Source organism: Nocardia jiangxiensis NBRC 101359, assembly GCF_000308615.1.
Classification (GTDB): domain Bacteria; phylum Actinomycetota; class Actinomycetes; order Mycobacteriales; family Mycobacteriaceae; genus Nocardia; species Nocardia jiangxiensis.
In genome coordinates, this window is the sequence record NZ_BAGB01000058.1 from 45,659 (window position 1) to 63,429 (window position 17,771).

The following is a 17,771-nucleotide window of genomic DNA, read 5'->3' on the forward strand; positions in this document are numbered from 1 at the left end:
AGATATTTCAGAACGGCTTGTCGCCGATGATGCCCGCTCGTTCCATCTTGCGAACGTCGGGGAAGTAATCCTGCACCGCGTAGTGCTGGGTGCAGCGGTTGTCCCAGATCGCGAAGCTGTTCTCGGTCCACCGCCAGCGGACCTGATATTCGGGAACGCTCGCCTGCCGGATCAGATAATTCAGCAGCTCGGATGCGCCGGGGGCGTAGTCGATGCCGAAGCGCACGTTCTGCGGGGTGTGGTAATTGACGAAGTGCGTGGTGAAAGCGTTGACGAACAGCACTTTCTCACCGGTTTCGGGATGCGTGCGCACCACCGGATGCTCGGCGTCGGGGAACTGTTCATGCAGCCGCAGGCGTTCCTCGGTCGGCCGCATCGCACCGAAACTGGCCTCGATGGAGTGGCGTGCCCGCAACCCCTCGATCCGCGATCGCACCTCTTCGGGCAGACGCCGGTACGCCTCGGCCATATTCACCCAGATGGTGTCGCCGCCGACCGCGGGCGTCTGCACGCAGCGCAGGACGCATCCCATCGGCGGCGCCTCCCGAAACGTCGCATCGCAGTGGAAGGAGTTCTCGTAGTGCTCGGGTCCGCTGTCGAGATCCTTGTAGATGCGAACGAGGCCGGGATGCTCGGGATCGCTGCCCAGCACCGGATGATCCTCCAGCGGACCGAAACGTTGTGCGAGAGCGACATGTTCGGCTCGGCTGATGTTCTGATCGCGGAAGAACAGCACCTTGTGCTCGAGCAGCGCATCCCGCAGCGCGGCGAACAGGGTGTCGTCGCGGGCGACCTCGCCGAGGTCCAGATCGGACAGCTCCGCGCCGATGGCGCAGGTCAGCGGTCGTATATCGAATGGCGCTGAGCTGGTCGAAATATCAACGGGGGCAATGCTTGTCATGACAATCCTTCCTGGTCCACGGTGAGTACCGACGAGCCGATGCTCGCACCGGACTCCAGATCACGGTGTGCGGCAATCGCGTCCGCGAGTTCGTAGCGTTGATTGATGCCGATGCGGATGCGTCCCTGTGCCACGTGGGAGAAGAGTTCGTCGGCGAGTTCGGCGAGTTCGGCCGGATCGGCGATGTAGTCGGCCAGGGCCGGGCGGGTGACGAACACCGACCCTTTGACCGCCAGCTGCATCGCGTCGATCGGCGGGATCGGTCCGGACGAGGTTCCGAAACACACCAGAAGTCCGCGCCGCGCCAGCGAATTCAGCGACGATTCGAAGGTCGTGCGGCCGATGCTGTCGTAGACCACGCGGACACCCACGCCATCGGTCAGCTCGCGAACACGTTGCGCGACATCCTCTTCGGTGTACACGATGACGTGATCGCAGCCGTGCGCGCGAGCGATCTCGGCCTTGTGTTCGCTGGATACCGTCCCGATCACGGTGATACCCAACAGTTTCGCCCATTGGGTGAAGATCAGGCCCACCCCACCGGCTGCGGCATGCAACAGCACGATGTCACCGGATTGCAACGGATGGATGCGGCGAAGCAGGTACGCCGTCGTCAGACCGCGCATGGTCATCGCGGCGGCGGTGTCGAACGGAATCTCGCGCGGGAGCCGGATCAGATGTTCTGCGGGCATCACCCGCTCGGTGCTGTAGGCCCCCAGCGGACTGCCGGTGTAGGTGACCCGATCGCCCGCGGCGAAATCGGTGACACCGGGTCCGACGGCCTCGATCACCCCCGCGGCTTCCACTCCCATCCCGGCGGGAAGCGGCGCCGGGTACAGCCCCGTCCGGAAATAGGTGTCCGCGAAGTTCAGGCCCACGGCTCGGTGTCGAATCCGCACCTCGTTCTGGCCTGGTCGGCCGACTTCGACCTGCTCCCACCGGAGCACCTCGGGCGCACCGGTCTCGTAGAAGCGAAATGCTTGTGCCACAGGGTATCTCCTCCTCCACCGAGCGGGGACGCTCGTCCCCGACGACAGGTGCCGCACAGTTCGCGAAATTGCCCGTTCATCGGGCAGGTGGCGAATCTCGGCTCGCCGACCGTCGCACTGCCTCTGATGCAATCAACGGTAGGCATTCGAATGGAGATTTTCTTACCTCTGCGGGACATTATTCTGTTCATATCGGGACAATTGCCACGTCATGCGAGCCCTGCCCCGGGACCCCTGTTCCAGCGCTGTCAACCAGGAACGCGCCCAGGTCAGTAGTGGTGATGCCGCGCCTCCCGTCACGCGGATCGAGACCGAGGCGTTGCGGACGCCGGACGAACTTGCCCATTTCATTCAGCGGCCGTCCGATACGTCCGCTCGCTTCATGCAGCGAATCGGGGAACGAATTCCGCTCACATTTTTCGCGGTTCGTTCCCCGATTGCCGAAAAACTCGTATATCAGGCTCCGGCCTGAATCGGCTGAATATGAGCGGCGGTGGCGCCGGACGCTTTGTCTCCATTGTCGACCGGATTTCCGACGCTCCACGGCACAGCGAGTTGCGTGGTTTCGTTCGGCGGGGTGACCGAGACCTTCGTCGGCGTCCACAGCGTCGCCGGCTCGCCCGGCGGGAGGCTGCCCGAGGGGTCGATGTAATAGATGACGCTGTGCGCGCTGGTGCCCGGGGCGAGGGTCACGGGCGACGCGTTGCCCACTCGCGGCAGGGAGTAGGTCGAACCCGGTCCGACCAGATCGACTCCCGGGAAGCCGGACATGACGCAGGCATGTGTCGAGTGGTTGGTGAAGATGAGCGGCAGATTGTAGTGCGTACCAGCGGCTCCCAGCTGTCCCTGGACGTTCACGGGGACCTTCTTCTGCGAGCCGAGCCGGGCCGACAGGTCCGCGGTGTGGCAGGGCGATGCCGTATTCGACTGCTGCTCCCCCGTGGCGGCAGGAGGCGCGGGGGACGCGGCCTGCTGAGCGGACGATGCCTGCGGTGTCGTCCCCGGCGTCGCCGAATCGCTTCCCTGACAGCCCGAGACCGACAGCGCGACCCCTGCCACGGCGACAGCGATCCCCACCGGATGCCTGTATTTCACGCCCACTCCCATCGATATACGAAAGAGGTTTCGCCAACCTCCCACAATGTCCTGAATCCGGTGCAGACCTTACAGCCTCACCACCGCACCCGTGCTGCGACAACCTGCACTCGACGAAAATTCTGATATGCGCGATTTTTCACAGATCCGAGCTGTAAACGCTTTGCGACTGCCATGCGATATTTACCGAACCTCTGTGAGAAATTGGCGATATCCGGCGCAATTTCAGTGGTTCACCCGGTACCGAGACGTTCGACGAACCGCACTGTCCGCCGGTGGCGCCCGACCGGTCGGACAGCGCCATGAGCGCTGCGCCGGTTGAAGTCGCCCGCCATCCCCGTGCGGGCGACCCCGAGAACCGGCCGCACAATCCTGCCCTGTGAATGTATTCCCCTCCGAAACATCACAAGTGCAGGTCACCGCGAGCGCGGGCCGGCGCACGCCGAACCGGCGGGCGAGGTTGTGCTTGTTCGAAAACGTTAGGCGTCGACGCGGCCGGGTCTCTACCGTTTTCCGGCAAAGTTGCGACGTTTTTCGGCAAGCCCTACCTCGTCGTTGCGACGGCGGCAGCCGAATTGCGACGTGCCGCAGGAGGATCCGTGCCGGTTATCCCTCGGCGGCCATACCCAAGAGCTGGTCGCGCCACTGGGCCGGAGTCTGTCCGAAGTGCTGCCGGAAGCTCTCTCGGAACCTGCGTGTCGTGCTGAAGCCCGTCTCGAAGGCGATTCTGTCCATGTCCACGGGAAACGGGATGGACAGTCGCCGACGTGCGCGGTCGAGGCGGATCGTGCGCAGCATCGCGCCCGGCGCGAGCCCCTCGGCCTGTTTGAGCGCGTTGTGCAGCGTGCGCAGGGAGCAGCCGCACATCTCGGCGATGGCCTCCGGTGTCACCGTGTGGTCGCCGGCGTGGACCTCCATGAACGCACGCGCCCGTCGAGCGACACCCGAGAGGTTGTCGGGCGTGACGGGCCGGACCGGGTCGAGCACGCCATCGAGCAGTGCGAGCGCGCCCGAGAAAGCGACGGTGAAATCTTGCGCGGTCCACTCCTGGCGGCAGGCGACGAGTTCGCGGACCTGATTCGCCAGCAGGCGTACCAGCGGCCGCCTCTCGTCCAGGGCGAGCGGGGCGTCTGCGGCGCGGGCGAGGGTGATGGACTTTTCGGGGATGGTCATGATCAACGCACGAAGCGTCTCGTCCTGCCGCATGTACATGGGGTGGCCCCAGTGGAAGAACGCGAGTTTGCCGGGCTGGACGATCTCCCTCGAATCACCTTGTGCGAATTCGAATTTCCCTTCCAGCGGAATGAGGAGCCGGTAGCTGTTGTCACCGTCGTCTCGCACATTTCGTTGCGAGCGCTGGTAATCCAGCGGGTCGGACCGGAACTCGACGACCTGGAGCGGGCCCACCTCCTGGGCGAACGCGGAGGAATAGAAGTCGTCGCCGCTGTGGAAGGCCAGGCCGACCGATCCCTGCCTGGTACGAAGATAGTTGTGCCAGAGCGCAGCCCGATCGGTTCTGGTCTCGACATCGTTCGTGGAGACGCGTTCTGTCCGGTACTCGGGATCGGTCACACGGACACCCTTTCGCGTACCGCTTCGAGGCTACAAGGGCTTTCAACATACCAAGGCGCCGAAGCAGGCGCGCTCGGCCGAAATCCGAACTCGGTTGCGCTCGGAACCGGATCAGCCGGTGTGCACCTCGAGGTACAGCACCAATAGGGCGATCCACACGATCAGCAGGATGATCGTCGAAATCCGCGGATGCCCCAGATGACGATAGGTATGCGGACGCAACCAGCCGGTGTCGACAGTTCCATCGAGGCCGCGGCCGCGAGCGGCGACCGACTCGGGCGCATCCGCCTGATCCCGATCGGAACCACCGGATTGGGAATCGCCACCATCGGAGTGATGGTCGTGATGAACCATGCCCAGAACGCTATCCGGGTGCGCCTGCGGACTTACGTAATTCGCGCGAATCGGAATGGGTTCGTGCCGTTGCCGCAGGCGCGCGCCGACTCATGCCGGGCGTATCTCCAGATACAGGGCCAGAACCGCGACCCACACCGACATGAGCACGAGGGTGGACACCCGGGGCCGACCGAGCTGTTGCCGACGCGGCCACAGCCGGTGGTGGCGGGAATGCCCCGCTGCGCCCGGATGTGGCTCGGTGTCAGGCCCTGTCACCGTGAGGGTCGGCACCTCGGTGGGGCCCACGCCACCACCGGCCACATCATCGTTACCGAGCGTCATGTCCGAAAGTTACCCACATTTCGGGTTCCGATAAACGGATTGTTCGATGTCACGCTCAGTACCCATCGTCCGGCGGCGGTTCGAAATCCCAGTCCGGCGGCGGTTCGTGATCCCAGGCCGACGCCTCCGAAACCGGCTCCCGGGGCGGTTCCGGCCGGGCGGCGGCCCGGGTCCGCGACGCTGTGGGGGCCGGGCGCGAGGTCGAAGCAGCACGGGAGCGAGCCGGGGCAGGAGGCGGACTCGACGACGCGGGAGCAGTCGATTCGCCCGACTCCGGCTCCCCCGCGACCGTCTCCAGCACGCCGTCGCCGTATTTGGTGAGCTTGTTCTCCCCGATGCCGCTGATCTCGCCGAGCTGAGCCAGGCTCGCGGGTCGGCGAGCGGCGATCTCGCGCAACGTCGCGTCGTGGAAGACCACATACGCCGGAACGCCCTGCTCCTTGGCCGTGGCCGCGCGCCAGGCCCGCAGCCGTTCGAACAGCCCGGCATCGGCCGGAGCCAGATCGGCGGCGGCGAGACGAGATGCCTTGGCGCGCGGCGCTTTCGCCGCCTTGGCCCGTTCGGGCTCACGCCGCAGCGCGACCTGACGCCCCTTGAACAGCACCTCCTCGCTGGCCTCGGTGAGCACGAGGACGCCGTAGTCCCCCTGCACCGCCAGCAGGCCCTGCGCGAGCATCTGCCGGACCACCCCGCGCCATTCGACGTCGCGCAACTCCGCGCCGACGCCGAAGACCTTGAGTTCGGTGTGCTTGTGCTGCAACACTTTCGGATTGGACTTGCCGACCAGGATGTCCACGATGTGCCCGGCGCCGAAGCTCTGCCCGCGCTCGCGTTTGAGCCGCAGCACCGCGGAGAGAACCTTCTGCGCGGGCACCGTGCCGTCCCAGGATTCCGGCGGATTCAGGCAGGTGTCGCAGTTGCCGCAGGGTTCACCGCGTTGGCCGAAATAGGCCAGCAGCTGGGTGCGACGGCACTGCACCGTCTCGCACAGCGCGAGCATCGCGTCCAGATGCAGTTGCAACTGGCGGCGGTGCGCGGCATCGCCCTCGGAGGAGTCGATCATCTTGCGCTGCTGGACGACGTCGTTGAGGCCGTACACCATCCAGGCGGTGGACGGCAGGCCGTCGCGACCGGCGCGACCGGTCTCCTGGTAGTAGCCCTCCACCGATTTGGGCAGGTCCAGATGGGCGACGAACCGCACGTCGGGCTTGTCGATACCCATGCCGAACGCGATGGTCGCCACGACGACCAGCCCGTCCTCGCGCAGGAAGCGCGACTGGTTGGTCGCGCGGGTGCGCGCGTCGAGCCCGGCGTGATACGGCACCGCCTCGATGCCGTTGCGGGTGAGGAATTCGGCGGTCTTCTCGACCGAGTTGCGCGAGAGGCAGTAGACGATGCCCGCATCACCGGCGTGCTCCGAGCTGATGAAGCTCAGCAGCTGCTGATCGGCCCGGTTCTTCGGCTCGATCCGGTACTGGATGTTCGGGCGGTCGAAGCCCGCGACGAAATGTTTCGCACCGGTCAGATCCAGGCGTTCGGCGATCTCGCGACGGGTGGCCTCGGTGGCGGTGGCGGTCAGCGCGATGCGCGGCACATCGGGCCAGCGCTCGTGCAGCACCGACAACGCCAGATAGTCGGGCCGGAAGTCGTGGCCCCACTGCGACACACAGTGCGCCTCATCGATCGCGAACACCGACACCTCGCCCTTGTCCAGCAGTTGCAGCGTGGAGTCCAGGCGCAACCGCTCAGGGGCGAGATAGAGCACATCGAGTTCACCGGCGAGGAACTGCTGCTCCATCGTGCGACGCTCGTCGGGGAACTGAGTCGAGTTCAGGAAGCCCGCGCGCACGCCGAGGGCATTGAGCGCGTCGACCTGATCCTGCATGAGCGCGATCAGCGGTGAGACCACCACGCCGACACCCGAACGCACCAGCGCGGGGATCTGATAACACAGCGATTTACCGCCGCCGGTCGGCATCAGGACCAGCGCATCACCGCCCTCGATGACCTGCGAGACGATCTCGTGCTGTAATCCGCGGAAACTGTCGTAGCCGAACACACGCCGCAGAACCTGTTGCGCCGCATCGGGTTCGGCACCCGCGCCGGACTGATCGATCAGCGAATCGGCCACCGTCTCGAGCGTCTCCTGCGAACTCACCCCCGACATCCTACGGATCCTCGCCGACCGCGCGAGCACTCTCCCGCAGCCGCACCCGCCGCAAACACAACGCACCCGCTCCGAACGCTGGAGCGGGTGCGTGCGCGGGTAAGGGGTGCGGCGCTATTCGCGAACGTAGTAGCGCAACGTCCCGTAAGCCGTCGCGGCGGCGAAGACGATCCCGACCGGAACGATCGTCATCGCGACCAGCAGGACGTCGTCACCGGTGATGCGCGGGAACACCTTCGATTCGAACAGCGACCCCAGTGCCTGATCGATCACCAGCGGCCGCGCCACGAGCAACCCGATCACCGCCAGCACCGAACCGACGATCGCCGCGGCCACCGCCTCGAGCAGGAACGGCAACTGCGTATACCAGCGGCTCGCGCCGACCAGCCGCATGATGCCGACCTCCTCCCGCCGGGTGAACGCCGCGATCTGCACCATGTTCGCGATCAGCAGCACCGCCGCGAACGCCTGCAGCACCGCCAGGCCGAACGCCGCGTTGCGCAGACCGTCGAACAGGCTGACCAGGCGGTCGACCACATCCTTGTCGTTGCGCACGAACTTCACGCCGGGCCGGGCCTGGAATTTCTGCAGGATGCTCGGATACGCGCTGGCATCGGTCATCTTCACCCGCATCGAGGCAGGCAGCGGCGACTGTGCGACGTAGGCGGCCAGCTCCGGCTGATCCTTGAACGTCTTCTCCTTCGCCTCGCGGATCGCGTCCGCGCGGTTGAGGTATTGCACCGAGACCACACCCGAGGTGTCCTTCAGGTCCGAGAGCAACGTCTTGCACGGATCCTTCGAGCAGTCCACATCGGTGGCGGACACGGCGTCGTCCAGGTACAGCCGCACCTCGAGCCGATCCAGGAAGTACTGCTCGGTCTTGTCGGCCATCTTCACCGCGAGCAGACCGCCGCCGAGCATGGTCAGCGAGACCGCGGTGGTCAGGATCATCGCGATGGTCATCGTGACGTTGCGGCGCAGGCCGTTGAGGACCTCGCTCAGTAGGAACGCTCCGCGCATTACCGGCCCACCCCGTACACGCCGGTCGCCTCGTCGCGGACCAGGCGGCCACGATCGAGTTCCACCACGCGCCGGCGCATCGCGTCGACGATGTGGTTGTCGTGCGTGGCCATCAACACCGTGGTGCCGACGCGGTTGATCCGTTCGAGCAGGGTCATGATGTCCTGACTGGTATCGGGGTCGAGGTTGCCGGTGGGCTCGTCGGCCAGCAGCACCAGCGGCCGGTTCACGAACGCCCGCGCGATCGCGACACGCTGCTGCTCACCGCCGGACAGCTCGCTGGGCAGCCGGTCGGCCTTACCGGACAGGCCCACCAGATCCAGCGCCTCCGGCACCGCGCGATTGATGAACTTGCGGTTCTTGCCGATCACCTCGAGCGCGAAGGCCACGTTCTGCTCCACCGTCTTCTGCTGCAGCAGCCGGAAGTCCTGGAATACGCAGCCGATCCGCTGCCGGAGCTTGGGCACCTTGCGCCCGGCCAGGCGATCCACCCGGAAGTCCGCGACGTGGACCTCGCCTTCGGTGGGACGCTCCTCCTTGAGCAGCAGCCGCATGAACGTCGACTTACCCGATCCGGACGGCCCGATGATGAACAGGAACTCGCCCTTTTCCACCTCGACCGAAACATTGTCCAACGCGGGACGCGTCGAGGTTTTGTATGACTTGGTGACGTTCCGCAGGGTGATCACGAGGTGCCAGTGTAGCCAGCAATGCAAGTGCGCTCTCCGGCACACACCCGGTAATTGCCTCGTGTCACATTCGGGTCACTTGGTCTGTGTGGATGAAATCACCGATTTCGGAATCGTATTGGCAATCGGTGAGAACCCGCTGTGATCCGGGGTAGCGGGCTTGACGAATACGTACAAAACGAACGTGGCGACCCAGACGGCGATCAGAGCCGCGGTGGATTTACGCAGTTTCACTCATGCCCTCCCGGCGTAACGCCGCGGCCACCCGTACCCTGAGCTCGCGGCCGACTTCGAACTGTTTGCCCGGCAGCGTGCGGGCAACCATGCGGATGTTCATCTGGTCGACGGTGAGGTCCTCGAGTCCCATCACCGTGGGCTCGTCCAGCAGGAGCGATTTCAGTTTCCGATCGGCGAACGCCTTCGCGCCGACATCGTGCAGGATCTCGTTGACCTTGGTGATGTCGGAGGTCGCCGGAACGGGCACGTCGATCGCCGCGCGCGCCCAATCCTTGGACAGGTTCGTGACTTTCACGATCTGTCCGTTGGGCACCGTGATCACCTCACCGTCCGGATTGCGCAACGTGGTGATCCGCAACGTGATGTCCTCGACGGTCCCTTCGGCAGGGTAGGTCTGCCCGGTGACCGCGATACTCACCACATCGCCGAATCCGTACTGCCGCTCGGTGATCAGGAAGAATCCGGCCAGCAGATCCTGCACGATGCGTTGCGCGCCGAAACCGAGCGCGGCACCGATCACCGCCGCCGGGGCCACCAGGCCGCCGAGCGGAAAGCCCAAGCGCTGCAGCACTTCCAGCGCGACCAGGAAGTAGACGATGGACAGCAGCACCCAGGTGACCACCTGCGCCAGCGCGTGCCGGTGCTTGGCCGCTTCGGAGCGGACCAGCGAATCACTGCCCTGGAAGCCCGCATCGATCCGGCGGATGATCCGATCCCGGACGAACTGGGCGAACCGGCTGAACAGCATCGCGCCGATCACGAACAGCACGATCTCCAGGCCACCCGAGCGCGCCCATGCGCCGACCCCGGCCAGGGTCGAGCCGTCGGCGAGATTCGCGGTCATCCCCTCACCTCTGCCGACCTCGGCCCACACCCGTCAGAATCTGCCATGCTGCCACCCGAACACACGTCCAACAGGTTACTACGGCGCTCGCGTCGTTCGAAACGTCGTGATTGTGCCGTGATTGGCCTGATCCCGAGCAAACCCCGGATTACTCTTCCGCGCCCTGGCGCATCCGCCAACGGATTCCCTCTTCGATGAAGCCGTCAATCTCACCGTCGAGTACTGCTGTCGGATTGTTCACCTCGTAATTGGTGCGCAGATCCTTGACCATCTGATACGGGTGCAGCACATACGAACGCATCTGGTTGCCCCAGGACGCGCCCTCGGTGGTCTTGAGGGCGTCCATCTGGGCGCGCTCCTCCTGCCGCTTGCGCTCGAGCAGTTTGGCCTGCAGCACGCGCATCGCCGAAATCTTGTTCTGCAGCTGCGATTTCTCGTTCTGACAGGTGACCACGATGCCGGTCGGGATGTGCGTGATGCGGACCGCGGAGTCGGTGGTGTTGACGCTCTGCCCGCCGGGGCCCGAGGAGCGGTACACATCGACGCGGATATCGCCCTCGGGCACGTCGATGTGGTCGGTGGTCTCGACCACGGGCAGCACCTCGACCTCGGCGAAGGAGGTCTGGCGGCGGCCCTGGTTGTCGAACGGGCTGATCCGCACCAGCCGGTGCGTGCCCATCTCCACCGACAGCGTGCCGTAGGCATACGGCGTCTTGACCGCGAAGGTCGCGCTCTTGATCCCGGCCTCTTCCGCGTAGGAGGTGTCGTAGATCTCCACGCCGTACTTGTGCCGCTCGGCCCACCGGACGTACATGCGCATCAGCATCTGCGCCCAGTCCGCGGCGTCGACGCCACCGGCGCCGGAGCGGATGTTCACCAGCGCCTCGCGCTTGTCGTACTCGCCCGACAGCAGCGTGCGCACCTCCATCGCCTCCACGTCGGCGTGCAGGGCGGCGCGTTCGGCGTCGGCGTCGGCAAGGGCCTCGGTGGCCGCCTCGCCCTCCTCGGCCTCGGCGAGTTCGTAGAGCACCGGCAGATCGTCCAGGCGCTGCCGCAGATCGCTGACGCGGCGCAGCTCGCCCTGAGCGTGCGACAGCTCGCTGGTGACCTGCTGCGCGTGCTCCTGGTCGTTCCACAGGTCCGGATCGGCGGCCTGGTGTTCGAGCTCATCGATGCGACGGCGCAACTCGTCGATGTCGAGCACCGACTCGACCGTCTTGAGAGTCGTGTCGAGTTCGGCGAGATCAGCAGTGACGTCGGGATGCACGATGTCCCAATCTACCGTCCGCGCTCGGCACGATGAAATACGACGTCGGCGGGGCTGTGCCGGGCGCGGCCCGCGCGGTGCGCGCCGATCGGATCGGCGGACCGGGAGCGTGCCGGATCTGCCGCGCCGACAGCGCATTCCGGATTCGGGGGCAGTCTCGCTGAGCGGGATCGAATCGTCTGCGGCGCTTGTAGCCTCGCAGGGTGAAGGGCGTAAGCACCGTCGACGAGGAGGTTGTATGAGAGCGATCGGCACGGCCGCGCAGGGGTCCGGCAGCAGTGAGGTGCAGTCGTGAGCGTCCTCGCGGTCACCGGCAGCGCGTCGGGAATCGGCGCGGCGGTGGTCGCGCATCTGGAGAAGGCCGGACATCGCGTGATCGGCGTGGATCTGCACGACGCCGACGTCACCGCGGATCTGTCCACCGCCGACGGCCGCGCCCACGCGATCGCCGAGATCACCCGTCTGAGCGAGGGCACTCTCGACGGCTTCCTGCCCTTCGCCGGTGTCGCCGCCGCCACCGGGCGACCCGGGGATCTGGTCGTCTCGGTCAACTACTTCGGGGCCATCACCGTACTCGAGGGCGTGCTGCCGCTGCTGCGCAACTCCGACTCGGCCTCGGTGGTCCTGGTGTCCTCCAATTCCACGACGACGCAACCGAATTGGCCGGTCGATCTGGCCGAGGCCTGCCTGGCCGGCGAAGAGGATCGCGCGCGGGAGATCGCGAACTCCTTCGGTGAATGGGGTGCGATCCAGGCGTATCCGGCCACCAAGGCCGCCCTGGCCTGGTACGCGCGGACGCGGTCGGCGGATCTGATCAAGGACGGTATCCGCATCAACGCCATCGCCCCGGGCATCATCGACACCCCGATGACCCAGGAGGGCACCACCGATCCGCTGGTCGGCGAGGGAATGAAGGGCTTCCTGGGCGCGACCCCGATCGGCCGGGCCGGACGGCCGGAGGAGATCGCCGAACTGGCCGGATTCCTGATCTCGGATCGGGCCTCCTTCTTCGTCGGCTCGGTGATCTTCTGCGACGGCGGCATCGACGCGGCGTTCCGCGGTAAGGACTGGCCTGCGGTGTGGAGCTTCGAGCAGTCCTGAGCGTCCCCGGTAATCTTCAGGCCGTGACCGACCACACCGCCGACCTCGACCTCGCCCTGCGTCTGGCCGAGGAGGCCGACACGATCACCCGCGACCGGTTCGGGGCGCTGGATCTGCGGGTCGACAGCAAACCCGATCTGACGCCGGTCTCCGACGCCGACCTGGCCGTGGAGAAGGCGCTGCGGGCGACGCTGGGCCGGTACTGCCCGCAGGACGCGGTGCTGGGCGAGGAATTCGGCGGCAATGCCGAGTTCTCCGGCCGGCAGTGGGTGATCGACCCGATCGACGGCACGAAGAATTTCGTGCGCGGCGTTCCGGTGTGGGCGACCTTGATCGCGCTGCTGCAGGACGGTGTTCCGGTGGTGGGCGTGATCAGCGCGCCCGCGCTGTTCCGGCGCTGGTGGGCGGCCACCGGTTCCGGAGCCTGGACGAGCGTGATCGGCGCTGAGCCCGAACCGATCTCGGTGTCCGCGGTCGCCGAACTGGGCTCGGCGAGCCTGGCCATCTCGAGCCTGTCCGGCTGGCGCGATCTGGGCCTGCGCGAACAGCTCGTCGGCCTCACCGACGAGGTCTGGCGGACCCGCGGCTACGGCGACTTCTACAGCTACTGCCTGCTCGCCGAGGGTGCGGTCGACATCGCCACCGAACCCGAGGTCTCGCTGTGGGATCTGGCCCCGCTGGATGTGCTCGTCCGGGAGGCCGGTGGTTCGTTCACGGCGTTGAACGGCACTCCGGGCCCGCACGGCGGCAGCGCCGTGGCGACCAACGGGCTGCTGCACGAACAGGTTCTCGCCCGTCTGGAGAAGTGAGCAATTTCCCGGAAATTCGCTCGATTAAGCGAACGCTCGAAATAATTCACAAATATTCGCGTTGCAGGAAAATTCCCATGTTGACGTAAATCAATATTGACCGAGCCGATCATCGGCCGGACAGTGGTGGGCATGACGAACTCCAGCGAAATGACATCTGGCCGCGCGGACGGTCGCGATACTTTCATCGAAGTTCCGCGCGGACTGAAGAATGTCATCGTCACTGAAACCACCCTGGGCGACGTACAGGGCAGTGCCGGTTTCTATCATTATCGACAGTATTCGGCGATCGAATTGGCACAGCAATGCTCGTTCGACGATGTCTGGTTTCTCTTCGTGCACGGCCGCCTGCCCGATGCGGCGGAACTCGAGGGTTTTCGCGCCGAGATCGCCACATTGCGGGAGATCCCGGCCGACGTCGCGGCCGTCCTGCCCGCGATCGCGACGACGGGTCCGAAGTTCGCCCCGCTGAGCGGCCTGTCCGCGGCATTGTCACTGGTAGCCGTCGCCGCGGACCTGCCGCCGGTCTACGACGCCGACCCCGCGCTGCGGCGGCACAGCGCACTCGTGGTCAGCGCGGTGTCGCCGACCATCCTGGCCGCACTGTATCGCCTCCGGCAGGGCGCCGACCCGATCGCGCCGCGAAAGGATCTGACCTCGGCCGAGAATTGGCTCTATATGATTTCCGGCGAAATTCCGACCCCTGCGACCGCGGCGGCGATCGAGAAATATCTCATTTCCACGGTGGATCACGGATTCAACGCCTCGACATTCGCCGCGCGCGTGGCGACTTCGACCGGCGCGAATGTGGCTGCGGCGGTAGTGGCCGCGATCGGCGCGTTCTCCGGACCGCTGCACGGCGGCGCGCCGGATCGCGCGCTGGAATTACTGGACGAGATCGGCAGTCCCGAGGCGATCGACGACTGGGTGCGCGGGCGCATCCTCGCGGGTGAGCGGATCATGGGTTTCGGGCACGCGGTCTATCGGACCGAGGATCCCCGCGCCCGCATGCTGCGCGAGATCGCCCGGAGTATGGGTGGCGATCTGGTCGAGTTCGCCACCACCGCCGAACGCCGCGTGCTGGACCTGCTGGCCGAGCTCAAACCCGGGCGAACCCTGCCGGTGAACGTCGAGTACTACGCGGGCGTGGTGATGGAGTTGTGCGGGGTTCCGCGCTCGATGTTCACGCCCACATTCGCGACCAGCCGCGTGGTGGGCTGGTGCGCCAACATCCTCGAGCAGGCCGAGGATCCGCGGATCATCCGGCCCTCGGCCCGCTATGTCGGGCCGCCCGCGCCGCAACCGATCCCCTAGCCGATCCGAGCCGGGTCCCGTCGCGAGCACGGAAGTTGCCGGGCGGTCGCGACGGGGCCGGTCCCGGCCGGTCGGATTGTTCATCGCACCCGCGCTGTGGGTACGCACCGGCAGGGACATCACCCGCGCAACCGGTCCGGACCGGGGCGTTGTGGTCGAGATCGCGGTGTGTGTGCTCCCGGTTGGCGGCGTTCTTACTCTGGAGTAAGATAGACTTACTCTCAAGTAAGAAGCTGGGACCACCCGATCACCCCCACACCCCGAGAAGACTGGTGATTATGAGCACTCGAGACACCGCAACGAAGCGACGTCCGGATTCCGCCGTCGGGCTGAACCCGGTCAAGCGCGACTGGATGGGCGCGGCCATGCGAGTCATGACGACCATCACGGGCTCGGAGCTGGCTGAGAAGTACAACCTGCGCAAGCCCATCGAACGATGGACCTACGAGAGCACCAAGACCGGCTTCCGCACCCTCGGCGCGGCCACCCGCGCATTCGGCAAGGTGTCGGGCGGCGGTAAGCCGAAGCGGCTGCCCGCCAACGAATCCCGCGGCAAGGACTACTTCGACCTCACCCCGTCCGACGAGCAGCAGATGATCGTCGAGACGGTGCGCGACTTCGCCGGAGAGATCCTGCGCCCGGCCGCCCACGAGGCCGACTCCGCCACCGCGGCCCCGCGCGATCTGCTCGAGCGCGCCGCCGAGCTGGGCATCACGCTGATCAACGTGCCCGAGGAGCTCGAAGGCGCGGCCACCGAGCGCGGCGCGGTCACCAATTCCCTTGTCGCCGAGGCGCTCGCGTACGGCGATATGGGTCTGGCGCTGCCGATCCTGGCCCCGTCGGGCGTCGCGGTCGCGCTGTCCCAGTGGGGCACCGACGCTCAACAGAAGACCTATCTGGGCGCGTTCACCGGTGAGAACGTCCCGCAGTCCTCGGTCGTGATCAGCGAGCCGCGTCCGCTGTTCGATCCGTTCGCGTTGTCCACCAAGGCAACTCGCTCGCCCAGCGGCTACCGGCTCAACGGCGTCAAGAGCCTCGTCCCGGCAGCCGCCGATGCCGAGCTGTTCATCGTCGGCGCCGAACTCGACGGCCGCCCAGCGCTTTTCGTCGTCGAATCGGACACCCCCGGCCTGGTGATCGAGGCCGATCCGAGCATGGGTCTGCGGGCCGCGGGCCTGGGCCGGTTGATCCTGGACAACGTCCCGGTCGCCACCGACGCACTGCTGGGCGACGGCGATGCCGCGCAGCACGCCGAGGACTACGCCGACGCGGTGCGTCTGGCCCGGCTGGGCTGGGCCTCGCTGGCGGCCGGCACCGCCGGAGCCGTCCTGGACTACGTCAAGCCCTATGTGAAGGAGCGCGAGGCATTCGGCGAGCCGATCGCGCATCGCCAGGCCGTGGCCTTCATGGTCGCCAATATCGCCATCGAGCTGGACAGCATCCGTCTGGTCACCCTGCGTGGCGCATCCCGCGCGGAGCAGGGCCTGTCCTTCGCCCGCGAGGCCGCCCTGGCCAAGAAGCTGGCCACCGACAAAGGTATGCAGATCGGCCTGGACGGTGTGCAGCTGCTCGGCGGCCACGGGTACACCAAGGAGCACCCCGTCGAGCGCTGGTACCGCGATCTGCGCGCCATCGGCATCGCCGAGGGCCTGATTCTGGTCTGACGAGCCCCCGAATCCCACCGGTGTCGCGCGGGTAGTCCCGCGACCCCCATCCCCTTGATGGAGCCGAATCCATGATCAACCTCGAACTGCCCAAGAAGCTGCGGGCCAGCGCCAATCAGGCCCACCAGGTCGCGGCGGAGATCTTCCGCCCGGCCTCGCGCAAATACGATCTCGCCGAACACGAGTACCCGGTCGAGCTGGACACCATGGCCGCCATGGTGGAGGGCCTGGCCGACTCCGGCACGCAGGACATCTCCGGCGCGACCGGTGGCCGCAAGTCGGAGACCAAGGCGGACGGCGAGGCCGACTCGCACGCCACCGAGCTGCTCGGAAACTCCAACGGCGGCAATATGTCCGCACTGCTCAACGCCCTCGAAACCTCCTGGGGCGATGTGGGCCTGATGCTCTCGATCCCCTATCAGGGCCTGGGTAACGCCGCCATCGCCGCGGTCGCCACCGACGAGCAGCTCGAGCGCTTCGGCAAGGTGTGGGCCGCGATGGCCATCACCGAACCCTCGTTCGGGTCCGACTCGGCCGCGGTGACCACCACCGCCACCCTCGACGGTGACGAGTGGGTGCTCAACGGCACCAAGATCTTCGTCACCGCCGGTTCGCGCGCCACCCACATCGTGGTGTGGGCCTCGGTCGACCGCAGCAAGGGTCGCGCGGCCATCAAATCCTTCGTGGTGCCGCAGGGCGCACCGGGACTCACCGTGGCCCGGCTCGAGCACAAGCTCGGCATCAAGGCGTCCGACACCGCCGAACTGCGGCTCGAGGACTGCCGGATTCCGAAGGACAACATCCTCGGCAGCCCGGAAGTCAACGTGGAGAAGGGTTTTGCCGGGGTCATGCAGACCTTCGACAACACCCGCCCGCTGGTCGCCGCGATGGCCATCGGCGTCGGCCGCGCCGCGCTCGAGGAACTGCGCACCATCCTGACCGAGGCCGGTGTGGAGATCTCCTACGACACCCCCGCGATGAACCAGCACGCCGCCGCCGCGGAATTCCTTCGGCTGGAAGCCGATTGGGAGGCCGCCTACCTGCTGGCACTGCGCGCGGGCTGGATGGCCGACAACAAGAAGCCCAACTCGCTCGAGGCCTCCATGTCCAAGGCCAAGGCGGGCCGGATGGGCACCGACGTCACCCTCAAGGCGGTCGAACTGGCCGGCGCCCTGGGCTATTCGCAGCGCACCCTCCTGGAGAAGTGGAGCCGCGACTCGAAGATTCTCGATATCTTCGAAGGCACCCAACAGATCCAGCAGCTCATCGTCGCCCGCCGCGTCCTGGAACTGAACAGCACCGAGCTGAAATAGGCTGTCGCACAACGAGGAACCGGCGCGTGGTCTTTCGTGACCCGCGCCGGTTCTTTCGCTGCGGAGTAGTTGCGCCGGTCATGATGCGTTCTCGGCCAACAGAATTCAGCG

17 protein-coding genes are annotated in these 17,771 nt (G+C 66.3%); 5 read left to right on the forward strand and 12 right to left on the reverse strand.

Annotated features, from left to right (window positions below):
* Positions 1-7: 7 nt before the first annotated feature.
* From ON40_RS25755 to prfB, 12 genes are all read right to left on the reverse strand, one after another.
* Complete coding sequence (locus tag ON40_RS25755) at positions 8-901, reverse strand: TauD/TfdA dioxygenase family protein (protein WP_040826995.1); 894 nt, start codon at positions 899-901, stop codon at positions 8-10.
* Positions 898-1,890 carry a quinone oxidoreductase family protein gene (locus tag ON40_RS25760; protein WP_040826997.1) on the reverse strand — a complete coding sequence of 331 codons (993 nt, stop codon included), beginning with the start codon at positions 1,888-1,890 and terminating at the stop codon, positions 898-900. Before ON40_RS25760 ends, ON40_RS25755 begins: the two co-directional genes overlap by 4 nt.
* Positions 1,891-2,346: 456 nt before the next feature.
* Positions 2,347-2,985 carry a DUF4232 domain-containing protein gene (locus ON40_RS48335; RefSeq protein WP_157186421.1) on the reverse strand — a complete coding sequence of 213 codons (639 nt, stop codon included), beginning with the start codon at positions 2,983-2,985 and terminating at the stop codon, positions 2,347-2,349.
* A gap of 606 nt (positions 2,986-3,591) precedes the next feature.
* A complete protein-coding gene (locus tag ON40_RS25775; RefSeq protein ID WP_040827001.1) occupies positions 3,592-4,557 on the reverse strand; it encodes an AraC family transcriptional regulator in 966 nt (321 codons plus the stop codon).
* Positions 4,558-4,668: 111 nt separating this feature from the next.
* Positions 4,669-4,911, reverse strand: a complete 243-nt coding sequence (locus ON40_RS25780) for a WLR motif membrane protein (protein WP_040827003.1) — start codon at positions 4,909-4,911, stop codon at positions 4,669-4,671.
* 90 nt (positions 4,912-5,001) lie between these two features.
* On the reverse strand, positions 5,002-5,235 hold the full coding sequence (locus ON40_RS25785; RefSeq protein ID WP_040827005.1) for a WLR motif membrane protein: 234 nt from the start codon (positions 5,233-5,235) through the stop codon (positions 5,002-5,004).
* Positions 5,236-5,290: 55 nt separating this feature from the next.
* Positions 5,291-7,393 carry a DNA helicase RecQ gene (recQ, locus tag ON40_RS25790; RefSeq protein ID WP_373281972.1) on the reverse strand — a complete coding sequence of 701 codons (2,103 nt, stop codon included), beginning with the start codon at positions 7,391-7,393 and terminating at the stop codon, positions 5,291-5,293.
* A gap of 123 nt (positions 7,394-7,516) precedes the next feature.
* On the reverse strand, positions 7,517-8,422 hold the full coding sequence (gene ftsX, locus ON40_RS25795; RefSeq protein ID WP_040827009.1) for a permease-like cell division protein FtsX: 906 nt from the start codon (positions 8,420-8,422) through the stop codon (positions 7,517-7,519).
* Entirely contained in the window at positions 8,422-9,111 is a 690-nt protein-coding gene (ftsE, locus tag ON40_RS25800) for a cell division ATP-binding protein FtsE (protein WP_040827011.1), read from the reverse strand. Before ftsE ends, ftsX begins: the two co-directional genes overlap by 1 nt.
* Positions 9,112-9,186: 75 nt before the next feature.
* Entirely contained in the window at positions 9,187-9,345 is a 159-nt protein-coding gene (locus ON40_RS52110) for an Rv3103c transmembrane domain-containing protein (RefSeq protein ID WP_157186422.1), read from the reverse strand.
* Complete coding sequence (locus tag ON40_RS25805; RefSeq protein ID WP_040827012.1) at positions 9,332-10,192, reverse strand: mechanosensitive ion channel family protein; 861 nt, start codon at positions 10,190-10,192, stop codon at positions 9,332-9,334. The genes ON40_RS52110 and ON40_RS25805 overlap by 14 nt, the downstream gene beginning before the upstream one ends.
* A gap of 148 nt (positions 10,193-10,340) precedes the next feature.
* Positions 10,341-11,459, reverse strand: a complete 1,119-nt coding sequence (prfB, locus tag ON40_RS25810) for a peptide chain release factor 2 (protein ID WP_040827014.1) — start codon at positions 11,457-11,459, stop codon at positions 10,341-10,343.
* Between the two features lie 291 nt (positions 11,460-11,750).
* On the opposite strand from prfB, the gene ON40_RS25815 reads away from it, so the two are divergent.
* The 5 genes from ON40_RS25815 (at position 11,751) to ON40_RS25835 (ending at position 17,660) form a co-directional block, all read left to right on the forward strand.
* Complete coding sequence (locus tag ON40_RS25815) at positions 11,751-12,560, forward strand: SDR family oxidoreductase (protein ID WP_040827016.1); 810 nt, start codon at positions 11,751-11,753, stop codon at positions 12,558-12,560.
* Between the two features lie 23 nt (positions 12,561-12,583).
* A complete protein-coding gene (gene hisN / locus ON40_RS25820; RefSeq protein ID WP_040827018.1) occupies positions 12,584-13,369 on the forward strand; it encodes a histidinol-phosphatase in 786 nt (261 codons plus the stop codon).
* 132 nt (positions 13,370-13,501) lie between these two features.
* Positions 13,502-14,683: a citrate/2-methylcitrate synthase gene (locus tag ON40_RS25825; protein WP_245567991.1), complete on the forward strand. Its 1,182-nt coding sequence runs from the start codon at positions 13,502-13,504 to the stop codon at positions 14,681-14,683.
* 272 nt (positions 14,684-14,955) lie between these two features.
* Complete coding sequence (locus ON40_RS25830) at positions 14,956-16,347, forward strand: acyl-CoA dehydrogenase family protein (protein WP_373281974.1); 1,392 nt, start codon at positions 14,956-14,958, stop codon at positions 16,345-16,347.
* Between the two features lie 71 nt (positions 16,348-16,418).
* Positions 16,419-17,660 carry an acyl-CoA dehydrogenase family protein gene (locus ON40_RS25835; protein WP_040827020.1) on the forward strand — a complete coding sequence of 414 codons (1,242 nt, stop codon included), beginning with the start codon at positions 16,419-16,421 and terminating at the stop codon, positions 17,658-17,660.
* Positions 17,661-17,771: the final 111 nt, after the last annotated feature.